Annotated in this window: 24 protein-coding genes; 16 read left to right on the plus strand and 8 right to left on the minus strand. The window is 64.5% G+C overall.

All coding sequences use genetic code 11. The features are described from left to right. Positions 1 to 116 precede the first annotated feature (116 nt). From HLH36_RS09120 to HLH36_RS09185, 14 genes are all read left to right on the plus strand, one after another. Complete coding sequence (locus HLH36_RS09120; RefSeq protein WP_182986254.1) at positions 117 to 1,283, plus strand: glycosyltransferase family 4 protein; 1,167 nt, start codon at positions 117 to 119, stop codon at positions 1,281 to 1,283. 220 nt (positions 1,284 to 1,503) lie between these two features. Next, on the plus strand, positions 1,504 to 1,725 hold the full coding sequence (locus HLH36_RS09125) for a Flp family type IVb pilin (protein ID WP_182986090.1): 222 nt from the start codon (positions 1,504 to 1,506) through the stop codon (positions 1,723 to 1,725). Positions 1,726 to 1,778: 53 nt separating this feature from the next. After that, positions 1,779 to 2,294, plus strand: a complete 516-nt coding sequence (locus HLH36_RS09130) for an A24 family peptidase (RefSeq protein ID WP_246376673.1) — start codon at positions 1,779 to 1,781, stop codon at positions 2,292 to 2,294. Between the two features lie 40 nt (positions 2,295 to 2,334). After that, positions 2,335 to 3,129 carry a Flp pilus assembly protein CpaB gene (cpaB, locus tag HLH36_RS09135; RefSeq protein WP_246376675.1) on the plus strand — a complete coding sequence of 265 codons (795 nt, stop codon included), beginning with the start codon at positions 2,335 to 2,337 and terminating at the stop codon, positions 3,127 to 3,129. After that, positions 3,129 to 4,526, plus strand: coding sequence for a type II and III secretion system protein family protein (locus tag HLH36_RS09140; protein WP_182986093.1), 1,398 nt, complete (start codon positions 3,129 to 3,131; stop codon positions 4,524 to 4,526). Before cpaB ends, HLH36_RS09140 begins: the two co-directional genes overlap by 1 nt. 11 nt (positions 4,527 to 4,537) lie before the next feature. Continuing rightward, positions 4,538 to 4,876, plus strand: a complete 339-nt coding sequence (locus HLH36_RS09145) for a CpaD family pilus assembly lipoprotein (protein ID WP_182986094.1) — start codon at positions 4,538 to 4,540, stop codon at positions 4,874 to 4,876. Positions 4,877 to 4,879: 3 nt separating this feature from the next. Next, positions 4,880 to 6,106, plus strand: coding sequence for an AAA family ATPase (locus HLH36_RS09150; protein WP_182986095.1), 1,227 nt, complete (start codon positions 4,880 to 4,882; stop codon positions 6,104 to 6,106). A 44-nt stretch (positions 6,107 to 6,150) separates the two neighbouring features. Then, positions 6,151 to 7,506 (plus strand): CpaF family protein, encoded by a 1,356-nt coding sequence (locus tag HLH36_RS09155; RefSeq protein WP_246376648.1) that lies wholly within the window; start codon positions 6,151 to 6,153, stop codon positions 7,504 to 7,506. Then, positions 7,500 to 8,468: a type II secretion system F family protein gene (locus tag HLH36_RS09160; protein ID WP_182986096.1), complete on the plus strand. Its 969-nt coding sequence runs from the start codon at positions 7,500 to 7,502 to the stop codon at positions 8,466 to 8,468. The genes HLH36_RS09155 and HLH36_RS09160 overlap by 7 nt, the downstream gene beginning before the upstream one ends. Beyond that, positions 8,465 to 9,415 carry a type II secretion system F family protein gene (locus tag HLH36_RS09165; RefSeq protein ID WP_182986097.1) on the plus strand — a complete coding sequence of 317 codons (951 nt, stop codon included), beginning with the start codon at positions 8,465 to 8,467 and terminating at the stop codon, positions 9,413 to 9,415. Before HLH36_RS09160 ends, HLH36_RS09165 begins: the two co-directional genes overlap by 4 nt. Before the next feature lie 40 nt (positions 9,416 to 9,455). After that, positions 9,456 to 10,235: a tetratricopeptide repeat protein gene (locus tag HLH36_RS09170; RefSeq protein ID WP_182986098.1), complete on the plus strand. Its 780-nt coding sequence runs from the start codon at positions 9,456 to 9,458 to the stop codon at positions 10,233 to 10,235. Positions 10,236 to 10,237: 2 nt separating this feature from the next. Further along, on the plus strand, positions 10,238 to 11,482 hold the full coding sequence (locus HLH36_RS09175) for a pilus assembly protein TadG-related protein (RefSeq protein WP_182986099.1): 1,245 nt from the start codon (positions 10,238 to 10,240) through the stop codon (positions 11,480 to 11,482). Continuing rightward, positions 11,479 to 11,961 carry a TadE/TadG family type IV pilus assembly protein gene (locus HLH36_RS09180; RefSeq protein WP_182986100.1) on the plus strand — a complete coding sequence of 161 codons (483 nt, stop codon included), beginning with the start codon at positions 11,479 to 11,481 and terminating at the stop codon, positions 11,959 to 11,961. Before HLH36_RS09175 ends, HLH36_RS09180 begins: the two co-directional genes overlap by 4 nt. Next, positions 11,958 to 12,371 carry a TadE/TadG family type IV pilus assembly protein gene (locus tag HLH36_RS09185; protein ID WP_182986101.1) on the plus strand — a complete coding sequence of 138 codons (414 nt, stop codon included), beginning with the start codon at positions 11,958 to 11,960 and terminating at the stop codon, positions 12,369 to 12,371. Before HLH36_RS09180 ends, HLH36_RS09185 begins: the two co-directional genes overlap by 4 nt. A gap of 45 nt (positions 12,372 to 12,416) precedes the next feature. Here HLH36_RS09185 and HLH36_RS09190 read toward each other — a convergent pair whose 3' ends face one another. Genes HLH36_RS09190 through HLH36_RS09200 form a run of 3 tightly spaced genes read right to left on the minus strand, consistent with a single transcriptional unit; the run spans position 12,417 to position 15,578 of the window. Beyond that, on the minus strand, positions 12,417 to 13,538 hold the full coding sequence (locus HLH36_RS09190; RefSeq protein ID WP_182986102.1) for an acetoin dehydrogenase dihydrolipoyllysine-residue acetyltransferase subunit: 1,122 nt from the start codon (positions 13,536 to 13,538) through the stop codon (positions 12,417 to 12,419). Positions 13,539 to 13,541: 3 nt separating this feature from the next. Beyond that, positions 13,542 to 14,570 (minus strand): alpha-ketoacid dehydrogenase subunit beta, encoded by a 1,029-nt coding sequence (locus HLH36_RS09195; protein ID WP_182986103.1) that lies wholly within the window; start codon positions 14,568 to 14,570, stop codon positions 13,542 to 13,544. A 42-nt stretch (positions 14,571 to 14,612) separates the two neighbouring features. Further along, positions 14,613 to 15,578, minus strand: a complete 966-nt coding sequence (locus tag HLH36_RS09200; RefSeq protein WP_182986104.1) for a thiamine pyrophosphate-dependent dehydrogenase E1 component subunit alpha — start codon at positions 15,576 to 15,578, stop codon at positions 14,613 to 14,615. A 198-nt stretch (positions 15,579 to 15,776) separates the two neighbouring features. Between HLH36_RS09200 and HLH36_RS09205 the strand changes: the two genes are divergently transcribed. Then, positions 15,777 to 16,724 carry a helix-turn-helix domain-containing protein gene (locus HLH36_RS09205; RefSeq protein ID WP_182986105.1) on the plus strand — a complete coding sequence of 316 codons (948 nt, stop codon included), beginning with the start codon at positions 15,777 to 15,779 and terminating at the stop codon, positions 16,722 to 16,724. Here HLH36_RS09205 and HLH36_RS09210 read toward each other — a convergent pair. The 3 genes from HLH36_RS09210 to HLH36_RS09220 are packed head-to-tail and all read right to left on the minus strand — an operon-like array spanning position 16,721 to position 18,641. After that, a complete protein-coding gene (locus HLH36_RS09210; protein ID WP_408871874.1) occupies positions 16,721 to 17,878 on the minus strand; it encodes a 5-(carboxyamino)imidazole ribonucleotide synthase in 1,158 nt (385 codons plus the stop codon). The genes HLH36_RS09205 and HLH36_RS09210 overlap by 4 nt on opposite strands. Positions 17,879 to 17,880: 2 nt before the next feature. Continuing rightward, a complete protein-coding gene (gene purE, locus HLH36_RS09215) occupies positions 17,881 to 18,408 on the minus strand; it encodes a 5-(carboxyamino)imidazole ribonucleotide mutase (RefSeq protein WP_338030423.1) in 528 nt (175 codons plus the stop codon). 32 nt (positions 18,409 to 18,440) lie between these two features. Further along, the gene (locus HLH36_RS09220; RefSeq protein WP_182964611.1) at positions 18,441 to 18,641 is read right to left on the minus strand and encodes a YdcH family protein; all 201 of its coding nucleotides are present in this window, start codon (positions 18,639 to 18,641) and stop codon (positions 18,441 to 18,443) included. Positions 18,642 to 18,816: 175 nt separating this feature from the next. On the opposite strand from HLH36_RS09220, the gene HLH36_RS09225 reads away from it, so the two are divergent. Beyond that, the gene (locus HLH36_RS09225) at positions 18,817 to 18,984 is read left to right on the plus strand and encodes a YdcH family protein (protein WP_182964610.1); all 168 of its coding nucleotides are present in this window, start codon (positions 18,817 to 18,819) and stop codon (positions 18,982 to 18,984) included. Positions 18,985 to 19,030: 46 nt separating this feature from the next. Here the strand turns inward: HLH36_RS09225 and HLH36_RS09230 are convergent, their stop codons facing one another. Further along, entirely contained in the window at positions 19,031 to 19,609 is a 579-nt protein-coding gene (locus tag HLH36_RS09230) for a DUF1013 domain-containing protein (protein WP_182986107.1), read from the minus strand. Positions 19,610 to 19,835: 226 nt separating this feature from the next. Next, positions 19,836 to 20,327 (minus strand): Hsp20 family protein, encoded by a 492-nt coding sequence (locus HLH36_RS09235; protein ID WP_182986108.1) that lies wholly within the window; start codon positions 20,325 to 20,327, stop codon positions 19,836 to 19,838. Positions 20,328 to 20,385 lie beyond the last annotated feature (58 nt).

The following is a 20,385-nucleotide window of genomic DNA, read 5'->3' on the forward strand; positions in this document are numbered from 1 at the left end:
CCCGGGAGGGTTACCGGGAAGATAGGGCACGATGCTAAGAGAGGGGCATGGCGTGGAGATGAAGGGAAAGAATGTTCTGCATGCGGATGGTCGGTGCGGATCGCGTGTGAACGATGATGAAGATTCTTGAAGTTACGAACGTCGATTTTTCCCTTCGGCATTTTCTTCTGCCTCTGATGCGGGGATTGCGGGCCGAGGGGCACGAGGTTGTCGGCGTCTGCGCGGACGGGCCCTTGCTGGCAGAGGTGAGGGACGAGGGATTTCGGGTCGAGACGGTTCCGATGGTGCGTTCATTTTCGCCGCTGGCGCAGATTAAGGCGCTGACGGCGCTGATGAACCTGATTCAGCGGGAGCAGCCGGACATCGTGCATGCGCATATGCCGATCAGCGGCCTGCTGGGGCGGCTGGCGGCGAAGCTCTGCGGCGTTCAGTGCGTGGCCTATACCTGCCATGGATTTCTGTTCAACCAGCCTGGAGCAATGCCGCGGCGTGGCCTGTCGCTGGCTTTGGAATGGATGGCCGGCCGGATCACGGACCGCTATTTCACCGTTTCCACGCAGGAGGCCGAGGATGCGCAACGCCTACGCATCCACCCGACTCCTCTCGCACTAGGTAATGGCCGCGATCCGGCCAGCTTTCATCCCGACCCCGAATCGCGGCAGCGGATTCGTAATGAACTGGGCGTATCCGCGAGCGCAGTTGTGATCATCGTCGTTTCGCGACTGGTGCGACACAAGGGCTATCCGGAACTGCTCGAGGCCATGGAACAGGTTCCTGGGGCGGAACTCTGGGTGGTGGGGGAGCGCCTGGCCTCGGATCACGGTCCGTCGCTGGACGAGAATTTCGCTCGGGCGGAGGCCGAACTTGGTGGCCGGTTGCGCCAGTTGGGATATCGCCGGGATATTCCGGCCCTGCTGGCGGCTGCGGATATCTTTGTCCTGCCCAGTCATTTCGAGGGCCTGCCGATGTCGGTGATCGAGGCGATGCTGAGCGGGTTGCCGGTCGTGGCAACCGATATCCGTGGTCCGCGCGAGCAGGTGGTGACCGGACGCACCGGACTTCTGGTGCCTGCCGGAGAAGTCGCGCCGCTGGCCCGGGCGCTGCTACGTTTGGCACGGGATGGGGACCTGCGGTACCGGATGGGCGAAGCCGGGCGACAGCGTGCCCGCGGCCGCTATGATGAAGCGACAGTTACCGCCAATGCCGTCGCGGCGCTACTGGGTCATGGCGGTGAGGAAAATGAAGAAAACAAAGTGCTTGGCAATGAGAGCCCGCCCGTTTGAGGACACTGCCCAAGTGGCGCAAACGACATGACACTATCATGTGATTTTCCACGGGCCCCGTATGGACAGGCCCGGTTTTGGTGGCTAAAATGTTAATATTGACTTGAAAAACGATTGAAAAGCCGGCCCGTTTCGGGGCTCCGGTATCGTGAATGCAATCGGTATTGAGTCTGTCCAGCGGATTGTGGGCTCTCAGGAATATTTGGAGAGGGCGAATGTCATGCGGTTCCTGCGGGAAATTGTGGCCCTGAAATGCGATCGTCGGGGCGTAACTATGCTGGAATATGGGCTGATCGCAGCGCTGGTTGCTGTCGTGGCCGTTACCGCCTTGACGACTTTGGGCAAGAATCTGGGTAATACATTCAACAGCGTGGCGAGCCAGCTTCCGACGACCGATTCGACTACCGGGACTTCCCAGAATGGTGGTGTGAGTGCCCAGTAACGAGGGCGGGTAACCATGTCGGCTGCTCCTAGTCGGGGTCGATATCCTTCGTGATGTTTCATGTCGGAACGGCCGGGTGGTTTCTGACCTTGGCCTGTCTGGGCGGTGTGGTCGTGCTTTTGTTGCGCGCTGCTCTTCATGATATCGCAACCCGGCAGGTCTCCGACCAACTGGTTCTGGGCGTCGCGGGGCTGGATTTTCTCCTCGCCTGTCTGAACGGCCATCCGTGGCGCGGGCTCCTGTCCGGCCTGTGCCTATTCGCATTAGGGGTAGCCTGCTGGTCGCGTGGCTGGATGGGGGGTGGAGACGCCAAGTTGCTGGGGGCCGTGGGGCTGGCGTTGCGCCCCGACCAGATGCCGGTGCTGGTTATGGATATCGCATTGGCTGGCGGTGTGCTGGCGCTGGCTTATCTGTTGGGCAGGGCCAGTCTGCCGTCGCACTATGGGGGGACGGCCCCGCGGAACGGCATCGGACGTGTCCTGCGGATCGAGCGCTGGCGGCTACGTCGCGGATGCTCTCTACCCTATGTCTGCGCCATAACGGGAGGAAGTCTGATCGTCCTTCTGTAATCGGGTCCATGTGATGTTTCGTTCTGTTTTCTTTGTTCTTATGGCAATCGGCCTGGGGGGATTCGGGACGGTGGCATGGATCGCGACCCATCCTCCGATCGGGAAGCCGATGGTGCGACAAGTCGCCATGGTCAGGGTGCTGGCTGCGTCCCGGCCACTGGATGGAGGATATCTGCTGAAGCCGGAGGACGTCACCACGGTTGACATCCCCCGAGAACGGGCAGCTACGGATATGACAATTGATTCGCCCGAAGCGCGTGAGGCGCTGACAGGTGCGATGCTGCTTCATGGCGCCGCGAGCGGGATGGTTCTGCGATCTGCCGATTTGCTGCGTCCGAGCGACAGGGGGTTTCTGGCCGTCGCGCTGCATGGAGGCATGCGGGCGGTGACGGTCGGCGTCGATGCGATTACGGGAACGGCCGGGCTGATCTGGCCTGGTGACCATGTTGATCTGATCCTGACCCAGACTTTTCCCACCGAACCTCGGACCGAACGGCGCGTGGTGGCCGAAATCGTTCTGTCGAACGTGCGGGTGATCGCCATCGACCGCCGCCTGGTGCAGGGAGGCGATGCTGGCAGGCAGCCACAGGCGCGAACGGTGACGCTGGAGGTTACCGCGACCCAGGCGGAACAGGTTTCTGTAGCGACGCATATGGGGCGCCTGTCGCTTGCGGTGCGCTCGGCACAGCCCGGCATCGGACCCGAACGGACACCGCCTGCCGCCTGGGCAGGTGATGTTTCGCGGACCATGCGCGATGGCACGATACCGGCCCCGACTACCCGTTCGGTCATGCTGTATGAGGGCGGAGCGGATGGAAAGGAGGTTCGGTTCTGATGCGGGGTGGCGTGGTTGCGGCCCGGGTCGCGGTGCGACTGGTCGCGGCGGCGGCCCTTTGCGCCCTGCCGTTGACGAGCCCCCGTGGGCAGGAAACCGGCGCGGGAGAAACGGCTGACGGGCAGCATGCCCTTCGCCTGGAGGCCGGTAGCGGGCACATGGAATATCTGCCTGGGCCCGCCGCAAGGATCTTCGTCGTTGATCCCAAGATCGTGCAGGTTCGTCCAGCCGGAGGGACGAGCATGGTTCTCTACGGCGTGGCAGCCGGCCGGACCACGGTCATGGTGAGCGACGCCGATGGTCGGGTGATCGCGCAATTTACGATCGACGTTACGCCGTCGCATTATGGGGCATCGCAGGCCGAAGCCGAGATCGCGCGACAACTGCCCGGCAGCCAGGTCCGGATTCAGCCCGATCTGCGGAATCTGGTGCTGACGGGCGTGGTCGAAGCGCCCGAGGATGCGGCGAAGGCGGAAGAGATCGCACGGGGATTTCTGTCCGATGGCCAAGGGGTGAACAACCGGATCGCTATCCGTTCGGCTACCCAGGTCACGCTGGTCGTGCGGATCGCCGAGATGGACCGGAACGTGGTTCGCCAACTTGGCATCGACTGGCAGGCGGTCGGCAATATGGGAAAGTTCGGCAGTTTTCCGGCGCTGACGCTGAACATGAATGCCAGCACGGCCGCCTGCGTCGCCACCCGCAATCCGTTTTGCCTGGGCAGTAACGTTAACGGCGTGGTGGATGCGTTGGCCCAGGACAATCTGGTGCGTCTGCTCGCGGAGCCGAATCTGACGGTCATGAGTGGGCAGAGCGCCAGTTTCCAGGTGGGAGGCCAATATCCCATTCCCCTGGCGCAGCAGGCCGGAGCCATTTCGGTTGCCTTCAAGAGCTACGGCGTCAGTCTGGCATTCCTGCCGACGGTCTTCAGCAACGGGCGGATCAACCTGCATGTGGTGCCGGAAGTGAGCCAGTTGAGCAATCAGAACAGCGTCTCGGTCACCACGTCTGGTTCTACCTCCGTCATTCCGGCCCTGACCGTCCGACGGGCGGAGACGACGGTGGAACTGGGCAGCGGCGAGACTTTCGCCATTGCCGGCCTACTGGAGGACTCTCTGACGGATTCGACCAGAGCCATTCCCGGAGCCGGCGATATCCCGGTGCTGGGTTCGCTGTTCCGGTCTGGCAATTTCAACCGACAGGAGACTGAACTGGTCATTCTGGTCACGCCGTATCTGGTGCGACCGGTAGCTGATCGCACCCGCATGGCGGCACCGACCGATATGGCGGGGGTGCCCGGCGAGTTGGACCGCCTGCTGTTGCTGCGGCAGGCGACGCCCACGCAGCCCGCCCGGCCGGTCGTTGTTCCGGGCAGTGCCGGTTTCTTCGTCGAATGAAGGGGAATGGCATGAGGCATTTCCGGGGCGATCTGCTGTTCTGTGCCCTGGCTTTTCTGTCGAGTTGCTCCTCACTGGAGCCATACCGCAAGCCCTATGCCTGGCATCCGGCTGGTGCCAATGAGGCAAATCTGGCGGCGATGGTGGCCGATCCGCATGATCTTGCGAGAGGACGATCGGATCAGGAGACGGACGGGCAGGCTGCGGTGTTGGCGATCGAGCATGTACGGGAGGACAAGCCGAAGCGCCTGCCATCCACCAGTGGGATTTTCGGCGGTGGCATGGGATCCGGATCGGGACTGGCGGCCGGTGGAAACGGCGGCTTGCCCGTTTCCGCATACGGACACTGAACGATGACGGGCGGAATGGATACTGCGGGCCGGCATGACAGACCATTTCTGGTGGGTTTTGTAGGCGACGCCGCGACGGAGGCGATCATTCGCGACGGGCTGGGACCGTTTGTCGGTTTAACGATCGATCTTCGCCGTGGGTCTGTTCGGGCCGCCACCGCCGCTTTGCGCAAGCAGGCGACGCCGAAAGTACTGATTGTCGATATCGGGGACGAGAAGCAGCCGATTAGCGCCCTGCGCGAATTGGCCCATGTGGTTGAGCCGGATGTTTCGGTGTTGCTGATTGGCAGCATCGACAGTGCGGATTTCTATCGCGAGGTCACGCGCGGGCTCGGTGTGTTGGAATATCTGCCGCGCCCGTTGACGCGCGAGAAGATCGCGCGTGAATTCGGGCCGGTGCTGGTGGGCCAGATCCCTGAGCGCGACAATGGCGGCAGGTGCGTGACCGTTACGGGCGTGCGGGGCGGAGTCGGCGCTTCGACCATTGCCACCAATCTGGCCTGGTTATCTGGTGTGGCGATGCAGCGCCATACGGTAATGCTGGATGCCGACCTGTATCGGGGGATAGCGGCCCTGCTGCTGGATGTGGCAGCGGGAACGGGGTTGTGCCAAGCGTTGGAAATGCCCGAGCGGATCGACGTGCTGCTGGCGGAACGCGCAGCCGTCCCGGTGGCCGAAAGGCTTCATGTGCTGGCGGATCGCCTCGATTTCATGACCGAACTGAACTGCGCGCCGGGCGCGACGCGCGCCCTGTTGGGTGCGTTGCGGAATCGATATAATTTTATCGTGGCGGATGTGCCGTTCGTGCCGAATGCGTTCGGCCGTGACTTGCTGGTGGAGGTGCATCAGCGCGTCCTGGTTCTGGAGCCGACCTTGGCATCGGTGCGCGAGACCTTGAGACTGTTGGAGGTTCCTCCCGGCCCATTGCAGAAGCAGCGACCGGTTCTGGTCCTGAACCGCGTAGGCCGGGTGGGCGCGCTGAACCGCCGGCAGGTAGAGGATGCGCTCAAAAGTCACGTCGACCTAACCATTCCCGACTTGCCACGCCAGATCGGCAACGCCGAAACGCTGGGCGAGGCGGCGGCAGCCACGCGCGGCACGTTCCGCAATGCAATGCTGGAACTGGCGCGGCAGGTCGACGCAGTGGGGATGCTGGATGCCGGCTCCGGACTGTCGGTGTCGGTGACAGCCGGGATCGGACGGCGCTGGCTGCCATTCGGTTGGCAATGACGGGGTTTCAGCCTCCGCTTTTCGGCCGGCGTATGGTCGCGGGCATGCCGCTCTCGGCGCCCGATTCGGCCACGCGGGCAGAACGGCCGTCTGGTCCTCGGGTCAGGACGGAACCCGCCGCTGCCAGCCTGCCACTTCCGATCCTTGCCGATCTGCGCGCGATCTGTCTGGAGCGGTTGGATCCGGCGGCTGTGGCCGTCATGGCGCCGGAGCGGCTGCGGGCGGATATGGAGCGGCTGATTTCCGAGATCGCGACCGAACGGCGCATCCAGTTGAATAGTCGCGAGCAGCGGGTCCTGGCCGAGGAACTTGTCTTTGACATGCTTGGACTGGGGCCGCTGGAGCCGCTTCTGGATGATGAGGCGATCAGCGAAATTATGGTGAACGGACCTGAGAGGGTCTTCATTGAAACGAGGGGTAGGCTGATCGCCTCTGGGGTGCGGTTCCGCGATACGGCCCATCTCGTGGCGGTCTGCCAGCGGATCGCGTCTGCCGTCGGGCGGCGGATTGACGAATCGAACCCGATGACGGATGCGCGGCTGCGCGACGGGTCGCGCGTCAATATTGTCTTTCCACCACTGGCTCTCGACGGCCCGTATCTGACGATCCGGAAATTCGGGCGACAGATCATCGATTTCGAGCGGCTGCTCGCCTTCGGCTCGCTGAGCGCGCCGGTCGCGCGCGTGCTGCGCATCGCCGCCCAGGCGCGGCTGAACATCATCGTTTCCGGCGGCACTGGGGCCGGCAAGACGACGTTGCTGAACGCCCTCTCGCAGTTGATCGATTCCGGGGAGCGGGTGATTACCATCGAGGACGCGGCGGAACTGCAATTGCAGCAGCCTCATGTAGTGCGCTTGGAAACGCGGCCGGCGAACCTGGAGGGGGGCGGGGAAATCGCGCAGCGCGAACTGATGCGCAACGCGCTACGTATGCGCCCCGATCGTATCATCATCGGGGAATGCCGGGGGCAGGAAGCCTTTGACATGCTGCAAGCGATGAATACCGGTCATGACGGCAGCATGTCCACAGTACATGCCAATACCACCCGGGATGCGCTGACGCGTATCGAGAACATGGTACAGATGGGCAATATGGCTCTGCCTTTGCACGCGATCCGTACCCAGATCGTCGGTGCCATCGACTTGATCATTCAGGTGCAGCGCCAGCGCGATGGGGGCCGGCGCATTGTCCAGGTCACGGAAATCTGCGGCATGGATGGCGATGTCGTTACACTCAATGACATCTTCCGCTTCGAGCTTCAGGGCGAGGGAGCGGACGGGCGCCTGATCGGGCGTTATGCGGTCAGTCGCATGCCGCCGGCTTTCCTGCGTCGTCTGGCCTGTTTCGGCCTGGAACGCGAATGGCATGGCGCCCTTGAGCAGGCCGCTGGCGAATGCTGACGGGCGAGGCTTCGGCGACGATGTTGCTGGTTCTGTCCGGCCTGTGGCTGCTGGCCATGAGTGCCACCGGCCTGCTGACCGTGCGAATGCATAAGAGAAGCCGCCAGCGAGATGCACGGCTGGCGGCCGTGGCGCGCTCCCATCGCCCGGCACCTCATGTCGAACTGTCGGCGTTCAGGCGGCAGCAACGTATACGGCGTCCGCTGGCCCTAAGTGCGATTGGGCTTCTGGGCGTCGATATGGCTGGGGCGGATCTTTATCCCGTGCCGTGGTGGATGGTGCCGATGGGGGTATTCATTGTGGCGGGCGCTTTCATGATCATGACGAAAGAGGCTCTGGGCCTTCTTGCGCTTCCGGTCATGATTGTCGGTGGGATCTGCCTGTGCCGCGCGACATTCGGCTGGATGATCGAAAGGCGGCAAGGACGGCAGCTTCGCCAGTTTCCTGATGTGCTGTCGACGATCGTCCGATCGGTCAGTGTGGGCATTCCGGTAATGGAAGCGATGCGAGGGGTGGCTCGCGAGGCGCCGGAGCCGACGGGGTCGGAATTTTCCCGCATGCTGGAGCAGCTTTCCATCGGGGTTTCGATGGAAGATGGGCTGCGCGACCTGGCCGTCCGATCGGGCCTGCCGGAATATCGGTTTTTTGCCACTGCCCTGGCACTGCAAGCCCAGACCGGTGGCTCGCCTCGCGCCACACTGGATGGGCTGGCCGATGTCATCCGTAAGCGGCTGGCCTTGAAGGCCCGTGGCTATGCTCTGGCGTCCGAGGCGCGGGCCAGCGCGGTGGTGCTGGCCCTACTGCCCCTGGTGTTGGGCCTGATACTGTGGCTGACGAACCGGGCCTATATCCGCCTGCTATTCTCGGACCCGGCGGGGCATGCGATTCTGGCGCTTGCCGCCGGGTCGCTGACGATGGGCATTCTCACGATGCGTACGATCATCCGCCGGACCCTGAGATGACCGTCCTGATGCTCGTGCTGGGTGTGGCGACGGGTGCGACGCTGCTCGCGGCGGCGATGCTGGTACCGCTGACGGTAAGGCAGCGACGGATACAGCGACGATTGCACGACCTGCAAGCACAGGCGATGGCGCCTGCGGCATCGTTGGTAGGGGTTAGGGGATTGGGCACGTCCTCATTGCGCCTGGTTGCAGCCCTGGGCCAATGGATTGTCAGGCGGGGATTGTTGCCCACCGGCACGCTGGACGAACTCCGGGCATCCCTGGCCACGACGGGAGTGCGCGGTGCCAGTGCCGTCAGCCTGTTCATCGGAATCAAGATCCTGCTGGCGACGCTTTTGCCGCTGCTGGTGGTCGTCATCCTGTCCCGGCTGGGGAGTGACCTGCCACCCTTGCTTCACCGGGCTCTTGCAGCGGCGGCTGCGGTCGGGGGGCTGCTATTGCCGGATTTCATCCTGCGGGCACGGCGCAACCGCTATCTGAGACAGGTCGAACGCGGCCTGCCCGATGCGCTGGATGTGATGGTGATCTGCACTCAGGCCGGGATCGGGCTAGGGCCGGCCATTGTCCAAGTCAGCGTCGAATTGCAGAAGATGTGTCCTGCGATTGCCGGCGAGTTCGCCCAGACGGCCAGCGAACTGAGCGTGATTGCCGATACAAGGCAGGCGCTGATCAATCTCGGCGCGCGCACCGGAGTCGAGGGACTGAGGCGGCTGACGACGACCCTGTTGCAAACGCAGCAATATGGAACGCCGATTACGGGCGCTCTGCGCGGATTGTCGGCAGAACTGCGGCAGGAAACCTTGATGCGCTACGAGGCCGGGGCTGCACGACTAGCAGTTCTGCTGACGCTGCCCACGCTGCTGTTCATCATGCCCTGCGTGTTCCTGATTGCCGGCGGTCCCGCCGGGATTCAGGTGATGCATGTTCTTCATCATCGTCATCCCTGATGTATTAGGTGGAATATCGTTTGTGAGATGGATCTTGAGTATGAGATGGGCCTTCGTCGGGCTGCTGGCAGGGGTTCTGTCCGCCTGTGCCGCCGGCGGTGGCAAGGATCATGATGAGAGCAGGAATCTAGAGGTCGCGCGGGCAGCGCTGCGGGGTGGTGCGCCGCAGATCGCTTTGCGCGCCACCACGGCTCGCCTGACTGATGATCCGACCGATGTGGAGGCCGCGTTGCTTCAGGGCGACGCGCTCACGGCGCTTGGGCGGCTGGAGCAGGCGGAATGGAGTTATCGCGCGGCCCTGCGTGGGCGTCCGGTCCTGGCCGCCGCCCATTTGGGGCTGGGACGATGCCTGCTGGCGACCCATCCGGCCGAGGCCGAGCGACAGTTCCAATTCTCGGTTGATCGGGAACCGGGCAATGCTGCCGCATGGAACGATCTTGGTGTGGCGCGGGATCTGCTGCGCCGTCATGGCGATGCCCAGATGGCATATCGCCGCGCGCTGGCGGCGAACCCGCAGATGATCGGCGCTCAGGTCAATCTGGCGCTGTCCCTGGCGATGAGCGGCGACGCAGGCGCGGCCGAGCGCATGGTTCGTCCCTTCGCCGAAGATGCCACGGCGAGCATTAAATTGCGTCACGATCTGGCAGCGGTGCTGGCGATGGGCGGCCAGCGCGACGAGGCGACGCGCATCCTGTCGTCCGATCTGTCGCCACAGCAGGTCGCCGAGGCTCTGTCGGCCTATGTGGCGGCGCGTAACACGGGGGAGCCGTCGCAGAACGCAACATTTCGCAATGTGGCACCCCAGATGGCTCCGCCATAGACATGCCGGAGGCGGCGGGCAAGAGTAGATGGATACTGTCCGACCGGCATGGAGCGGTGGCACTGCTGGTTGCCTTGGCTCTGCCGGTACTGATGGGCGTGCTGGGTCTCGGGATCGATGTCAGCTATTGGGCGATGACGCGCCTGGAATTGCAGCGTATAGCCGACATCGCCGCAGTAGCGGGCGTTGCGCGCTACGGGGCCAGCGGTCAGGCTGCTGACGCGCTGGACACGGCGGCGGCCGTTGCCGAGTTGAACGGCCTGCCGGCCGGAACGCGTGGTGGGGACGGAGCGACAACCCTGACGGACAGTGCCGGCGCCTATGTGGCGACGATCGCATTCGTTCCGCCGGCTACCATTACTGTAACGATCGTCAAGGAAGCGCCGCGCTTGTTCAGTGCGTTGTTCCTGACTTCGGGCACCCAGCCGGTGTCCGCCCGCGCCGTGGCGCGGCTGATGCCGCGTGCCCACGGTGGAAACGCCTGTATCCTCGCCCTTTCGGGCATGGGCGAAACGGTTCTGGACGATGGCGCCAGCCTGAGCATGCCGGAATGCGACCTGCGCACCAACGGCGTGTTGACCCTGGGTAACGAAGCCGCAATCGACGTTGCGAACCTGATCGCGGGTGGAACGATTGGGGCGGATGGCAATAATGCCTGTTCGGCACTCACTTGTGTACAGCATGCGGCGCAGAAGGCCGATCCCTATGCGGATCTTTACGGTGCTCTGCTAGGTGTGCCATCGCGGAGCGTGAACCTGCCGCCGGGCCAGACAATGCTCACGCCCCCGCCAACGGGGGTGGCCTATGCGTGGCAGCCGGATGGTGGGGCGTATACGCTGGCACCAGGAGTCTATTACATCAATGGGGATTTCCGCGTGAACGCGGGTACGGCGTTGAGCGGGACGGGAGTAACGATCATCGTCAACGGCAACATTGCTATCGACGGCACCGCCTCGCTCCATCTCGTGGCGCCGGCAACAGGGGCTACGGCCGGTCTGTTGTTTGCCTCGACCGGCGGACTATTCCAATTCACTGGCGGGGCTGCGACCACCTTGACCGGTGCGATTTATGCCCCGGGCGCCAACTTGGTCATTGATGGGGATAATGGGGCGGCGGGCGACTGTGTTTATGCCGTCGCCGCATTCGTGACCCTTAAGGGAGGCGCCCTGTTCGCGGATGGCGACTGTGCGGCAGCAGGGATGATGCCGATTCACGACCTGTTGGGTGTCGCGAGCCTGGTGGAATGATGGGTGAGGGCCATTGCCGGCCGGGCAAAGCGGGCGTGGCCGCATTGGAATTCGCGCTGGTGACGCCTTTCCTGCTGGCAATTCTGGCGGGGTTGGCGGATTTCCCGTTGGCCTTCTGGTATCGGATGGTCGTGATTTCGGCGGTTGAAAGCGGAGCAAACTATGCTTTCGCTATCGAGCAGAATGCGTCGGGTACACACGGCTCGCTCTCGCCGGGCGATGTCAGGAACGCGGTGCTGGCTGCAGGTGGCCTGTCGGATATGAATGTTGCCGTTGGGTCTGCCAGCACGAACTGCATTCAGTCGGGACCCGTCAGCAGCCTGATCGCGGTGCCGGCGGATGGTGTCTGCGCAGACGGGACCATGCCGGGAACCTTCATGACCATCGCAGCATCCTACCGCTATGCTCCGCTCATGCCGTTCTATGCGATGGTGGCTCCAACGAGCCTGACCGATAAGGCCACGGTCAGGCTGCAATGAGCCGTCGGTATGATCTGGCGCATGATACGCGAGCTGCTGCCGCAGTCGAATTCGCCATCGTGGCCGGCCTGCTTCTAGTGATGCTGGTGGGTGCGATTGAACTCGGGCTGCAATGGTGGACGCGTGACTGCCTGCAGATGACGGCCGACCTGACGGCCCGGTGCATCGCGTTGGGCGCGTGCGGCGACGACCCGCTCGGTTTTGCGAAAGGGCAGGCTGCCGATTGGGCATTGCCTGGGGCAGTCGCTTCATTGTCGGTCGACGATAGTGCCACATCCTGTTACGGCATGGGCGTTCATGGCGGGCGGTTCGTCATCGTGCAGATCCGTTCGGATTTCTGGTCGGGTCTGCCGTTTCCGTTCTTTGCGCCGTCATTGTCGGTTTCGGCCTGCTATCCGCAGGTGTTGTGAAGGGGCGTCACCTTCATGGAGAGGGTGACGCCCCTTTGCTGAGCGTCAGTGGGACAGGAAGGCCCGGATCTTGGTGTTGACTTCTTCCGACCGTTCCATCTGGGGCATATGGCCGGTGTCGGGCAGGATTTCGACCGTGATTGCGTCGGGCAGGTCCGCTGCGTGACTGGAAGGCAGGATTTCGTCGTCCTTGCCCCAGATGATCAGGGTGGGCGGGGCCGTCTCCAGCACTGGCCGTAGATTGTCAGTCTGGCGGCCGTTGGTGAAGTTTGCTGCTGCCACTTGACGCAGGGCATCGACGGCGCCGTCCAGCCGCTTGTAGCGCAGCACGTCGTCCGCCATCTTGCGGCCGATCAGGCCTTTGTCATGGACCAGATAGGACAGGGCCGGGATCAGGGTTTTCTGGCGGTCGGCGGTGATGAAGCCGTCGATGAAGGCCATGTTGATGTCCGGCCCCAGACCGGCCGGCGCGAGCAGGGCCAGCGAGGCCACGCGGGATGGGGCATTCTTGACCGTGGTCAGCGCCACCGCACCACCGAGCGAATGGGCCACCAGATGGGCGCGTTCGATGCCCAGCGTGTCCAGCAGGTCGACGACGACCGAGGAGAAGAATTCCAGCGATCCGGGGCCGACATCCTTGGTCGAGCCGCCATGGCCGGGCAAGTCGAAGGCAATGACGCGCCGGCCTGCCGCGAGGGCGGCGTGATTGAACAGCCAGTTGCCGATATCGCCGCCGAAACCGTGGATCAGCACGATCGGGTCGCCCTCGCCATGTCCGATGTCCAGGACCCGAAGCGCGCGGCCCTTGACGTCCATTACGCTTGGCTCGGGCGGGATATCATCGGCTTCCTCGGCCGCTCCGGCCGAAAATTCGGCGTTGAACTGTGTGATGAAGGCATCGATGTCGGCGTCGGACGTGTCTGCATCGGCCAGAACGCCGATCAGCGCGCCGACGGCCAGCGTTTCGCCTTCCTGCGCCACCTGGCGGCGTAGCACGCCGGCGGCGGGACTTTCGTATGCGTTGGTGATCTTGCTGGTTTCGATATCCGCCAAATCGTCACCGGCGCGGACGGTCGCGCCGGGACGGACCATCCAGCCGGCCAGTTTGCCCTCGGTCATCGCCAGACCGAATTTGGGCATGGTGATGGGGGTGATGGAAGCGTTCATGGTTCAGGCTGCCTCGGTGACTTTATGGTTCATGACGGCCTTGACTGCGGCCTCGATCTTCGCGGCGTCGGGCAGATAGAGGGCTTCCAGCACCGACGCGAAGGGCACCGGGGTATGGGGCGGGATCACCCGCCGGATCGGCGCCTTCAGGGCATCGAAGGCCTCTTCCGCCACCAGGGCCGAGATATCGGCGGCCATGTTGCAGCGCGGGCTGGACTCATCGACGATCACCAGCCGGCCGGTATCGGCCACGCAGTCCAGGATGGTGTCGCGATCCAGCGGCGAGGTGGTGCGTGGGTCGATCACGGTGCAACTGATGCCCTGGCGCTCCAGCTTGTCGGCCGCCTCATTCGCCAACTTCACCATCCGGCCGAAAGCCACGATGGTCACGTCGTCGCCCTCGCGGGTCAGGTTCGCCTCGCCGAAGGGGATGGTGTAGGATTCGTCGGGAACATCCTCTTCGTCGTCATACATGACCTTGTGTTCCAGGAAGATCACCGGATCGTCGTCGCGGATCGCTTCGATCAGCAGGCCCTTGGCCTCGTAGGGCGAGGACGGGACGACGACCTTCAGGCCCGGAATGTGGGTGAACAGCGGATAGAGGGCCTGGCTGTGCTGGGCGGCGGCGTTGAAGCCGGCGCCGAACATGGCGCGGATGACCAGCGGGGTACGGGCCTTGCCACCGAACATGTAGCGGAACTTGGCGGCCTGGTTCATGATCTGGTCAAGGCAGCACCCGACGAAATCGACGAACATCAGCTCGGCCACCGGGCGCAGGCCCGTGGCGGCGGCACCGGCGGCGGCGCCGATATAGGAGGCCTCGGTTATCGGGGTGTCGAGGACGCGCTCGGGGCCGAATTCCGTATACAGGCCCTTGGTGACGCCCAGCACGCCGCCCCAGGCGTCGACGACGCCCGAGGAACCGCCCTGGCCGCCGGCTACGTCCTCGCCCATGATGATCACGCGCGGATCGCGGCGCATTTCCAGTCGCAGGGCCTCGTTGATGGCCTGCCGGTAGCTCTTCTTGCTCATGATGGTCTCTTTTCTGGCTCGCGGGATGAGACGGCGGGATGGTCAGTACCGGACATAGACGTCGGCCAGCAGGTCGGCCGGTTCGGGCAGTGGGGCTGCCTTGGCGGCGATGACCGAGCTTTCGATCTCATCGCGGACGGCTTCGTCGATCGCGTCCAGTTCCGAATGCTCCAGCAGGCCGGCTTCGGTTACCTTTTTACGGAACAGCTCCAGGCAATCATGGTCACGCTTGGCCTCGGCGACCTCGCCGCTGGCGCGATAGGTCATGGCGTCGCCTTCGAAATGGCCATACCAGCGGGCCAGATGCACGTGCAGCATGACCGGCCCCTTGCCGGCGCGAGCGTGGGCGATGGCTTCACCGGCCGTCTGGTAGACCGCGAAGAAGTCCGAGCCGTCGCATTCCATGTAGGGCATGCCGAACCCTTCGGCGCGTGCCTTCTGGGTGCCCGCGACGGCGAAGGATGAACCCGTGGCTTCGCCGTAGCCATTATCTTCCACCACGAAGACCACCGGCAGTTTCCACACCGTGGCGAGGTTGAGGCTTTCCAGCGTGCTGCCTTCGTTCGACGCGCCATCGCCATAGAAGGCGACCGCGACGCCGTCGTCTTTCAGAAGCTTGTGCGACAGGGCCGCACCGCACATCAGTGGCGGGCCGCCGCCGACGATGCCGTTGGCGCCCAGCATGCCGCGCGAGAGATCGGCGATATGCATCGAGCCGCCCTTGCCGCGGCAGACGCCGGTGCTCTTGCCATAGATCTCGGCCATCATGCCCGAGACCTCGACGCCCTTGGCGATGCAGTGGCCATGGCCGCGATGGGTGCTGGAAATGGTGTCGTTGTCCGTCAGGTTGGCGCAGACGCCGACCCCCGACGCTTCCTCGCCGCAATAGAGATGGACGAAGCCGGGGATCTCACCCGTGGCGAATTCGACATGCAGCCGCTCCTCGAAATCGCGGATCGTGCGCATGGCCCGATAGGAGCGAAGCAATGTTTCCCGTGCGATCTGCATTGGAAATCTTCCCTGTTATTCCGGGGATATCGAATCCCGATATCCGTCACCGCAGGGGAACGCGGATTGACGCCGGCGACAAGAAAGACTGTTATTCGAATAACGAATATGTGACGCTGTCTGTCCGGTCTGTCGCGTTCCTGCGACAGGGCGGGCGAGTTAAGTAGGGCACAGACCATAACCGTTCGAAAGAGACGGATGATGTTGCAGATACCATCACCATGGGGGGTAGGCCCTGTTCCGGCCGGCAATGCTGCCCGGATGCTGCTGGCGGCATCCTGGCAGCGCTGCGAGGGCGATTATGCCCTGGACCCGGCGCAATCGGGGCTGTCGGACCTGCTGTCATGCTTCGAACTGCGCCAGTCCTGTGACGAGGCCGGGCCGCTGTTGCGGTTTGCCGATGTCGAGCTGGACCGGCTGCATGCAATCGTGCGCGACATGGAATATGCGGTTCTGCTGGCTGACCGGACCGGCACCGTGCTGACCCGCCGGACCATGCGGGAGAGCGAGCGCGGCTGCCGACGCTGGCATTTATGGCCGGGCGCGCGGTGGAACGAGCGCGAGGAAGGCACCAACGGCATCGGGACCTGCCTGGCGGAGCAGCGGCCCGTCACCGTGCATATGAACCAGCACTGGCGGGTGAACCTGCGCTATCTGACCTGCACCGCGGTGCCGGTCTATGACGCGCTGGGGCGTCTGGCCGGGGCGCTGGATGCCAGTTCGTACCATCCCGATCCGGATGCGCGCGATGTCGCGCTGATCCGCAACACGATCACCGAGGCGGCACGGCGGATCGAGGCGCGCTGTTTCAGTGACCTTTATCGCGGACAGATGATTGTGACGATGGGGGCGGATGACGGCAGTTCGGCGCCGCTGCTGGCGCTGGACGCCGACCGCCGCGTGGTGGGCGCGACCCATGCGGCGCGCCGGGAAATGGGGCTGAAGGACGGCGATGAGCTGCAATTCTGCCTGATGGATGAACGAGGCCCCGGCAGGGACGGTTTCCGCGCCGCCGAGAAGGCGGTGGTCGAGGCCGCCCTGGCCTCGGCGCGGGGCAATGTCAGCGCGGCGGCGCGGCAACTGGGGATCAGCCGTTCGACCCTGCACCGGAAGATCAGGGCCCTGTCGATCGAGGCCGAAGCCTAGGCGGGTTTTCCCCTGTCTTCGGCCAGCGGACCCAGGGCGGCGTCGACGCCGAACTCCCCCGGTAGTGCGCCGGGGGGGAACAGCACGTTGACGTGACCCATCTTGCGGCCGGGCCGGGCCTCGGTCTTGCCGTAATGATGCGGCAGCAGGCCGGGCGTTGCCAGGATGGCCGGCCAGAGCGCCATGTCGTCGGGACCGACCAAGTTTTTCATGACCGCGTCGGAATGCCGGACAGCCGGTGGCAGGGGCAGACCGGCCACGGCGCGGACATGCATGGCGAACTGGTCGACCGGACAGGCGTCCATGGTCCAGTGGCCGGAATTGTGCGGGCGCGGCGCGATCTCGTTGACCAGGACCTGTCCGTTGCGATCGACGAACATTTCCACGCCTAGCAGTCCGACGAGGTCCAGCGCCGTGGCGATACGCAGGGCGATCGCGCGTGCGTCGTCTCGGACCGTCTCCGGCACGCGGGCGGGGGCAAGGCTGAGATCGAGGATGCCGTTCCGGTGACGGTTTTCCGTCACATCGAAGGTCACCGCCGTGCCGTCCAGGCCGCGGGCGACCATCACGCTGACTTCGCATGCGAAGTCGACCATCCCCTCTGCGACCAGCGGGTGGGGGGCCAGACTGTCGAAGGCGGCCGGCATATCCGCGTCGCGATGGATGCGGCTCTGGCCCTTGCCGTCATAGCCCAGACGGGTGGTCTTGAGGATGAAGGGCAAGCCGAGTTCGGTCCGGGCGGACGAGAGGTCGTCCAGCGAGCGGATCTCGCGCCAGGGCGCGACCGGGATACCGGCTTCGGTCAGGAAGCGCTTTTCGGCCACGCGATCCTGGCTGATGCGCAGGATATGGCCGGACGGGCGCACCGGCCGGAGGGCCGCCAGCAGTTCCAGCCCGTCGGCGCTGACATTCTCGAACTCGAAGGTGACGACATCGACCGCCATCGCGAAGCGGCGCAGGGCGTCCGGGTCGTCATAGGCGCCGATGGTAACGGCGTGGGCGACCTGGGCTGCCGGGCCGTCCGGTTCGTCGGTCAGGATGTGGGCCCGATAACCCAGGCGGGCGGCCGCGACGGCCGACATCCGGCCGAGCTGGCCACCGCCCACGATGCCTAGGACCGCGCCGGGGGGCAGGGCGGCAGGGGAGACAGGCATGCTCATCGGGACGGGCTGTCCGCGACCGCTTCCGTCTGGGCCTGACGCCAGGCTGACAGCCGGCCGGACAGGGCGGAATCGTTCAACGCCAGGATCGAGGCCGCCATCAGACCAGCGTTGGTCGCGCCTGCCTTGCCGATGGCCAGCGTGCCGACGGGCACGCCGCCGGGCATCTGGACGATCGACAGCAGGCTGTCCATGCCTTTCAGGGCATGGGATTCCACCGGTACGCCCAGGACCGGCAGGATGGTCCAGGCGGCGCACATGCCGGGCAGGTGGGCGGCTCCGCCCGCGCCGGCGATGATGACCGAGAGCCCGCGTGCGGCGGCGGCGCGGGCATATTCGGCCAGGCGGTCGGGTGTGCGGTGGGCGGAGACGATCCGGACCTCATGCGCGATGTCCAGCGCCTCCAGCACCGATACGGCATGCCGCATGGTTTCCCAGTCGGACTGGCTGCCCATGATCAGCCCCACCCGGGGAGGGGTCTGGGAGGCGGAATGGGGAGAAGGGGAGGGAGGCGTATCGGTCACGCTGGTCGGCTTTCGAGGGCTGCGGAGGGGATTTAGGCGATATTGTCGGGGATCAGGCGGCTTTCCAGCCACGAGATCTCGTCTTTCAGCAGCAGCTTGCGCTTCTTCAGCCGCTGGAGCTGGAGCTGATCCATCGGATGCAGCGCCAGCCGGCTGATGACGGTGTCAAGGTCGCGGTGTTCGCTGCGCAGTTCGTGCAGCTTGCGGAGCACGGTATCCCGGTCAGTCAGCATTGTACCCCGTCTGGCATGTGGTCGGCGGCCCATTCTATCGATTCCCGCAGCGATGGCGAGATCCCCGATAGCGCGCATGGCCGCCCCGACGAGTCCTGCAATTTTAGCATGCGCTGCGTCGGCACCGCTGGCTTAGGCTGGCTGGTGTCGGAAACGCAAACTCGCTGGAGGCATCATGTCCCACGAACCCAGGATTCGTAGCCTGCGCCTGCGCCATGCCCGTCTTGATGACAGGATCTTCGACGAAGACCATCGCCCATCGCCTGATCACAGCGTGCTTCGCCGGCTGAAGGTGGAGAAGCTGCGGATCAAGGAAGAGATCGAACGGCTGTCCCAGCCCTGACGGGACGCGGGCTGGCCGGGGGCGGGCATGAGCCCGCCCGCGCGGATCAGGTGGCGTCTTCGCCGATTTCCAGCGGCACGGGGACGGCGTGGCCTTCGCGGGTCAGGCGGTCGTTCGCTGCCTGGACCATCGCGTTGAGGTCCGTCTGGCTGCACAGGCCGAGAATGACCGGGTCGCGCGGCTTGATGTTGGCGCTGTTCCAGTGCTGGCGGTCGCGGACCTTGGCGATCGTGTCCTTGGTGGTGCCCAGCAGCTTGACGATCTGCGGTTCGGAAAGCTGCGGGAAATTGCGCAGGATGAAGGCGATTGCGTCCGGACGGTCGTTGCGCTTGGCGACGGGCGTGTAGCGCGCGCCCTTCGCGCGGCGGTGGATCGGGTTGGGCGTCGACAGGACCTTCAGCCGCAGGTCGGGATTGGCCTCGCAGCGGGTGATGTCTTCCTGGCGGACCTGATGGTTGGCGACCGGGTCGTAACCGACGATGCCCTGCGCGACCTCGCCATCGGCGATGGCCTGGACTTCCAGCGGATGCATGCCGCAGAATTCCGCGATCTGGGTGAAGGTCAGCGCCGTCTTTTCGATGAGCCACACGGCGGTGGCCTTCGGCATCAGGGGCAGTGCGTTCATGATAACGGGTCCTAACTGCGCAATGGGTGGCGCCGCGCAGGCACCCGATCCATGTCAGCGTCCCGGAACCCGGTCCACCCCTGCGTGCCTGCAGACGCGCAATGACTTGATTACCGATATGGGGCCGTTCGGGGGGAGGGGTCAAGGGCAGGCGGGGCCTTGGGGCCACGAAAAAGGGGCCGGACTTGCGTCCGGCCCCCTGTTTCCGAACGACCCGCGCCGGTCGTCAGGCCGCGTGTTCGGCCGTGGTCGCGGTAGTGCCGTCATTTGCCACTTCCGGCGCGGCCGGGATCGTGGACGCGCCGGTGCCGATCGGAATGCGGCGCGGCTTCAGGGCCTCCGGCACGAAATGCCTGACGGCGACGCGCAGGAGGCCGTTGGTCAGGTCCGCATTGTCGACCACGATATGGTCGGCGAGAACGAAGCGGCGTTCGAATGCCCGCGTGGCGATGCCGCGATGCAGGACCTCACCGGCCGGTGGGACATTGGCCAGACGGCCGGCCACGACCAGCGTGTTGTCCTGGACCGTCAGTTCGATATCCTCGGGCCCGAAGCCGGCGACCGCCATGGTCAGGACGTAGCTGTCCTCGCCAAGTTTTTCGATATTGTAGGGGGGATAGGAGGGGCCCGCCGGGTTCTGGGCGGCATTGTCCACGAGGCGCGCCAGACGGTCGAAGCCGATGGCGGTGCGGAACAGCGGTGCGAAATCATAGGTCATGTCAACCTCCTCGACAGCAAGGTTCAATTCAGCAGGCGGAATGGTGACCCCTCATGGA

The sequence above is a fragment of the Gluconacetobacter aggeris genome (assembly GCF_014174395.1).
Lineage (GTDB): Bacteria > Pseudomonadota > Alphaproteobacteria > Acetobacterales > Acetobacteraceae > Gluconacetobacter > Gluconacetobacter aggeris.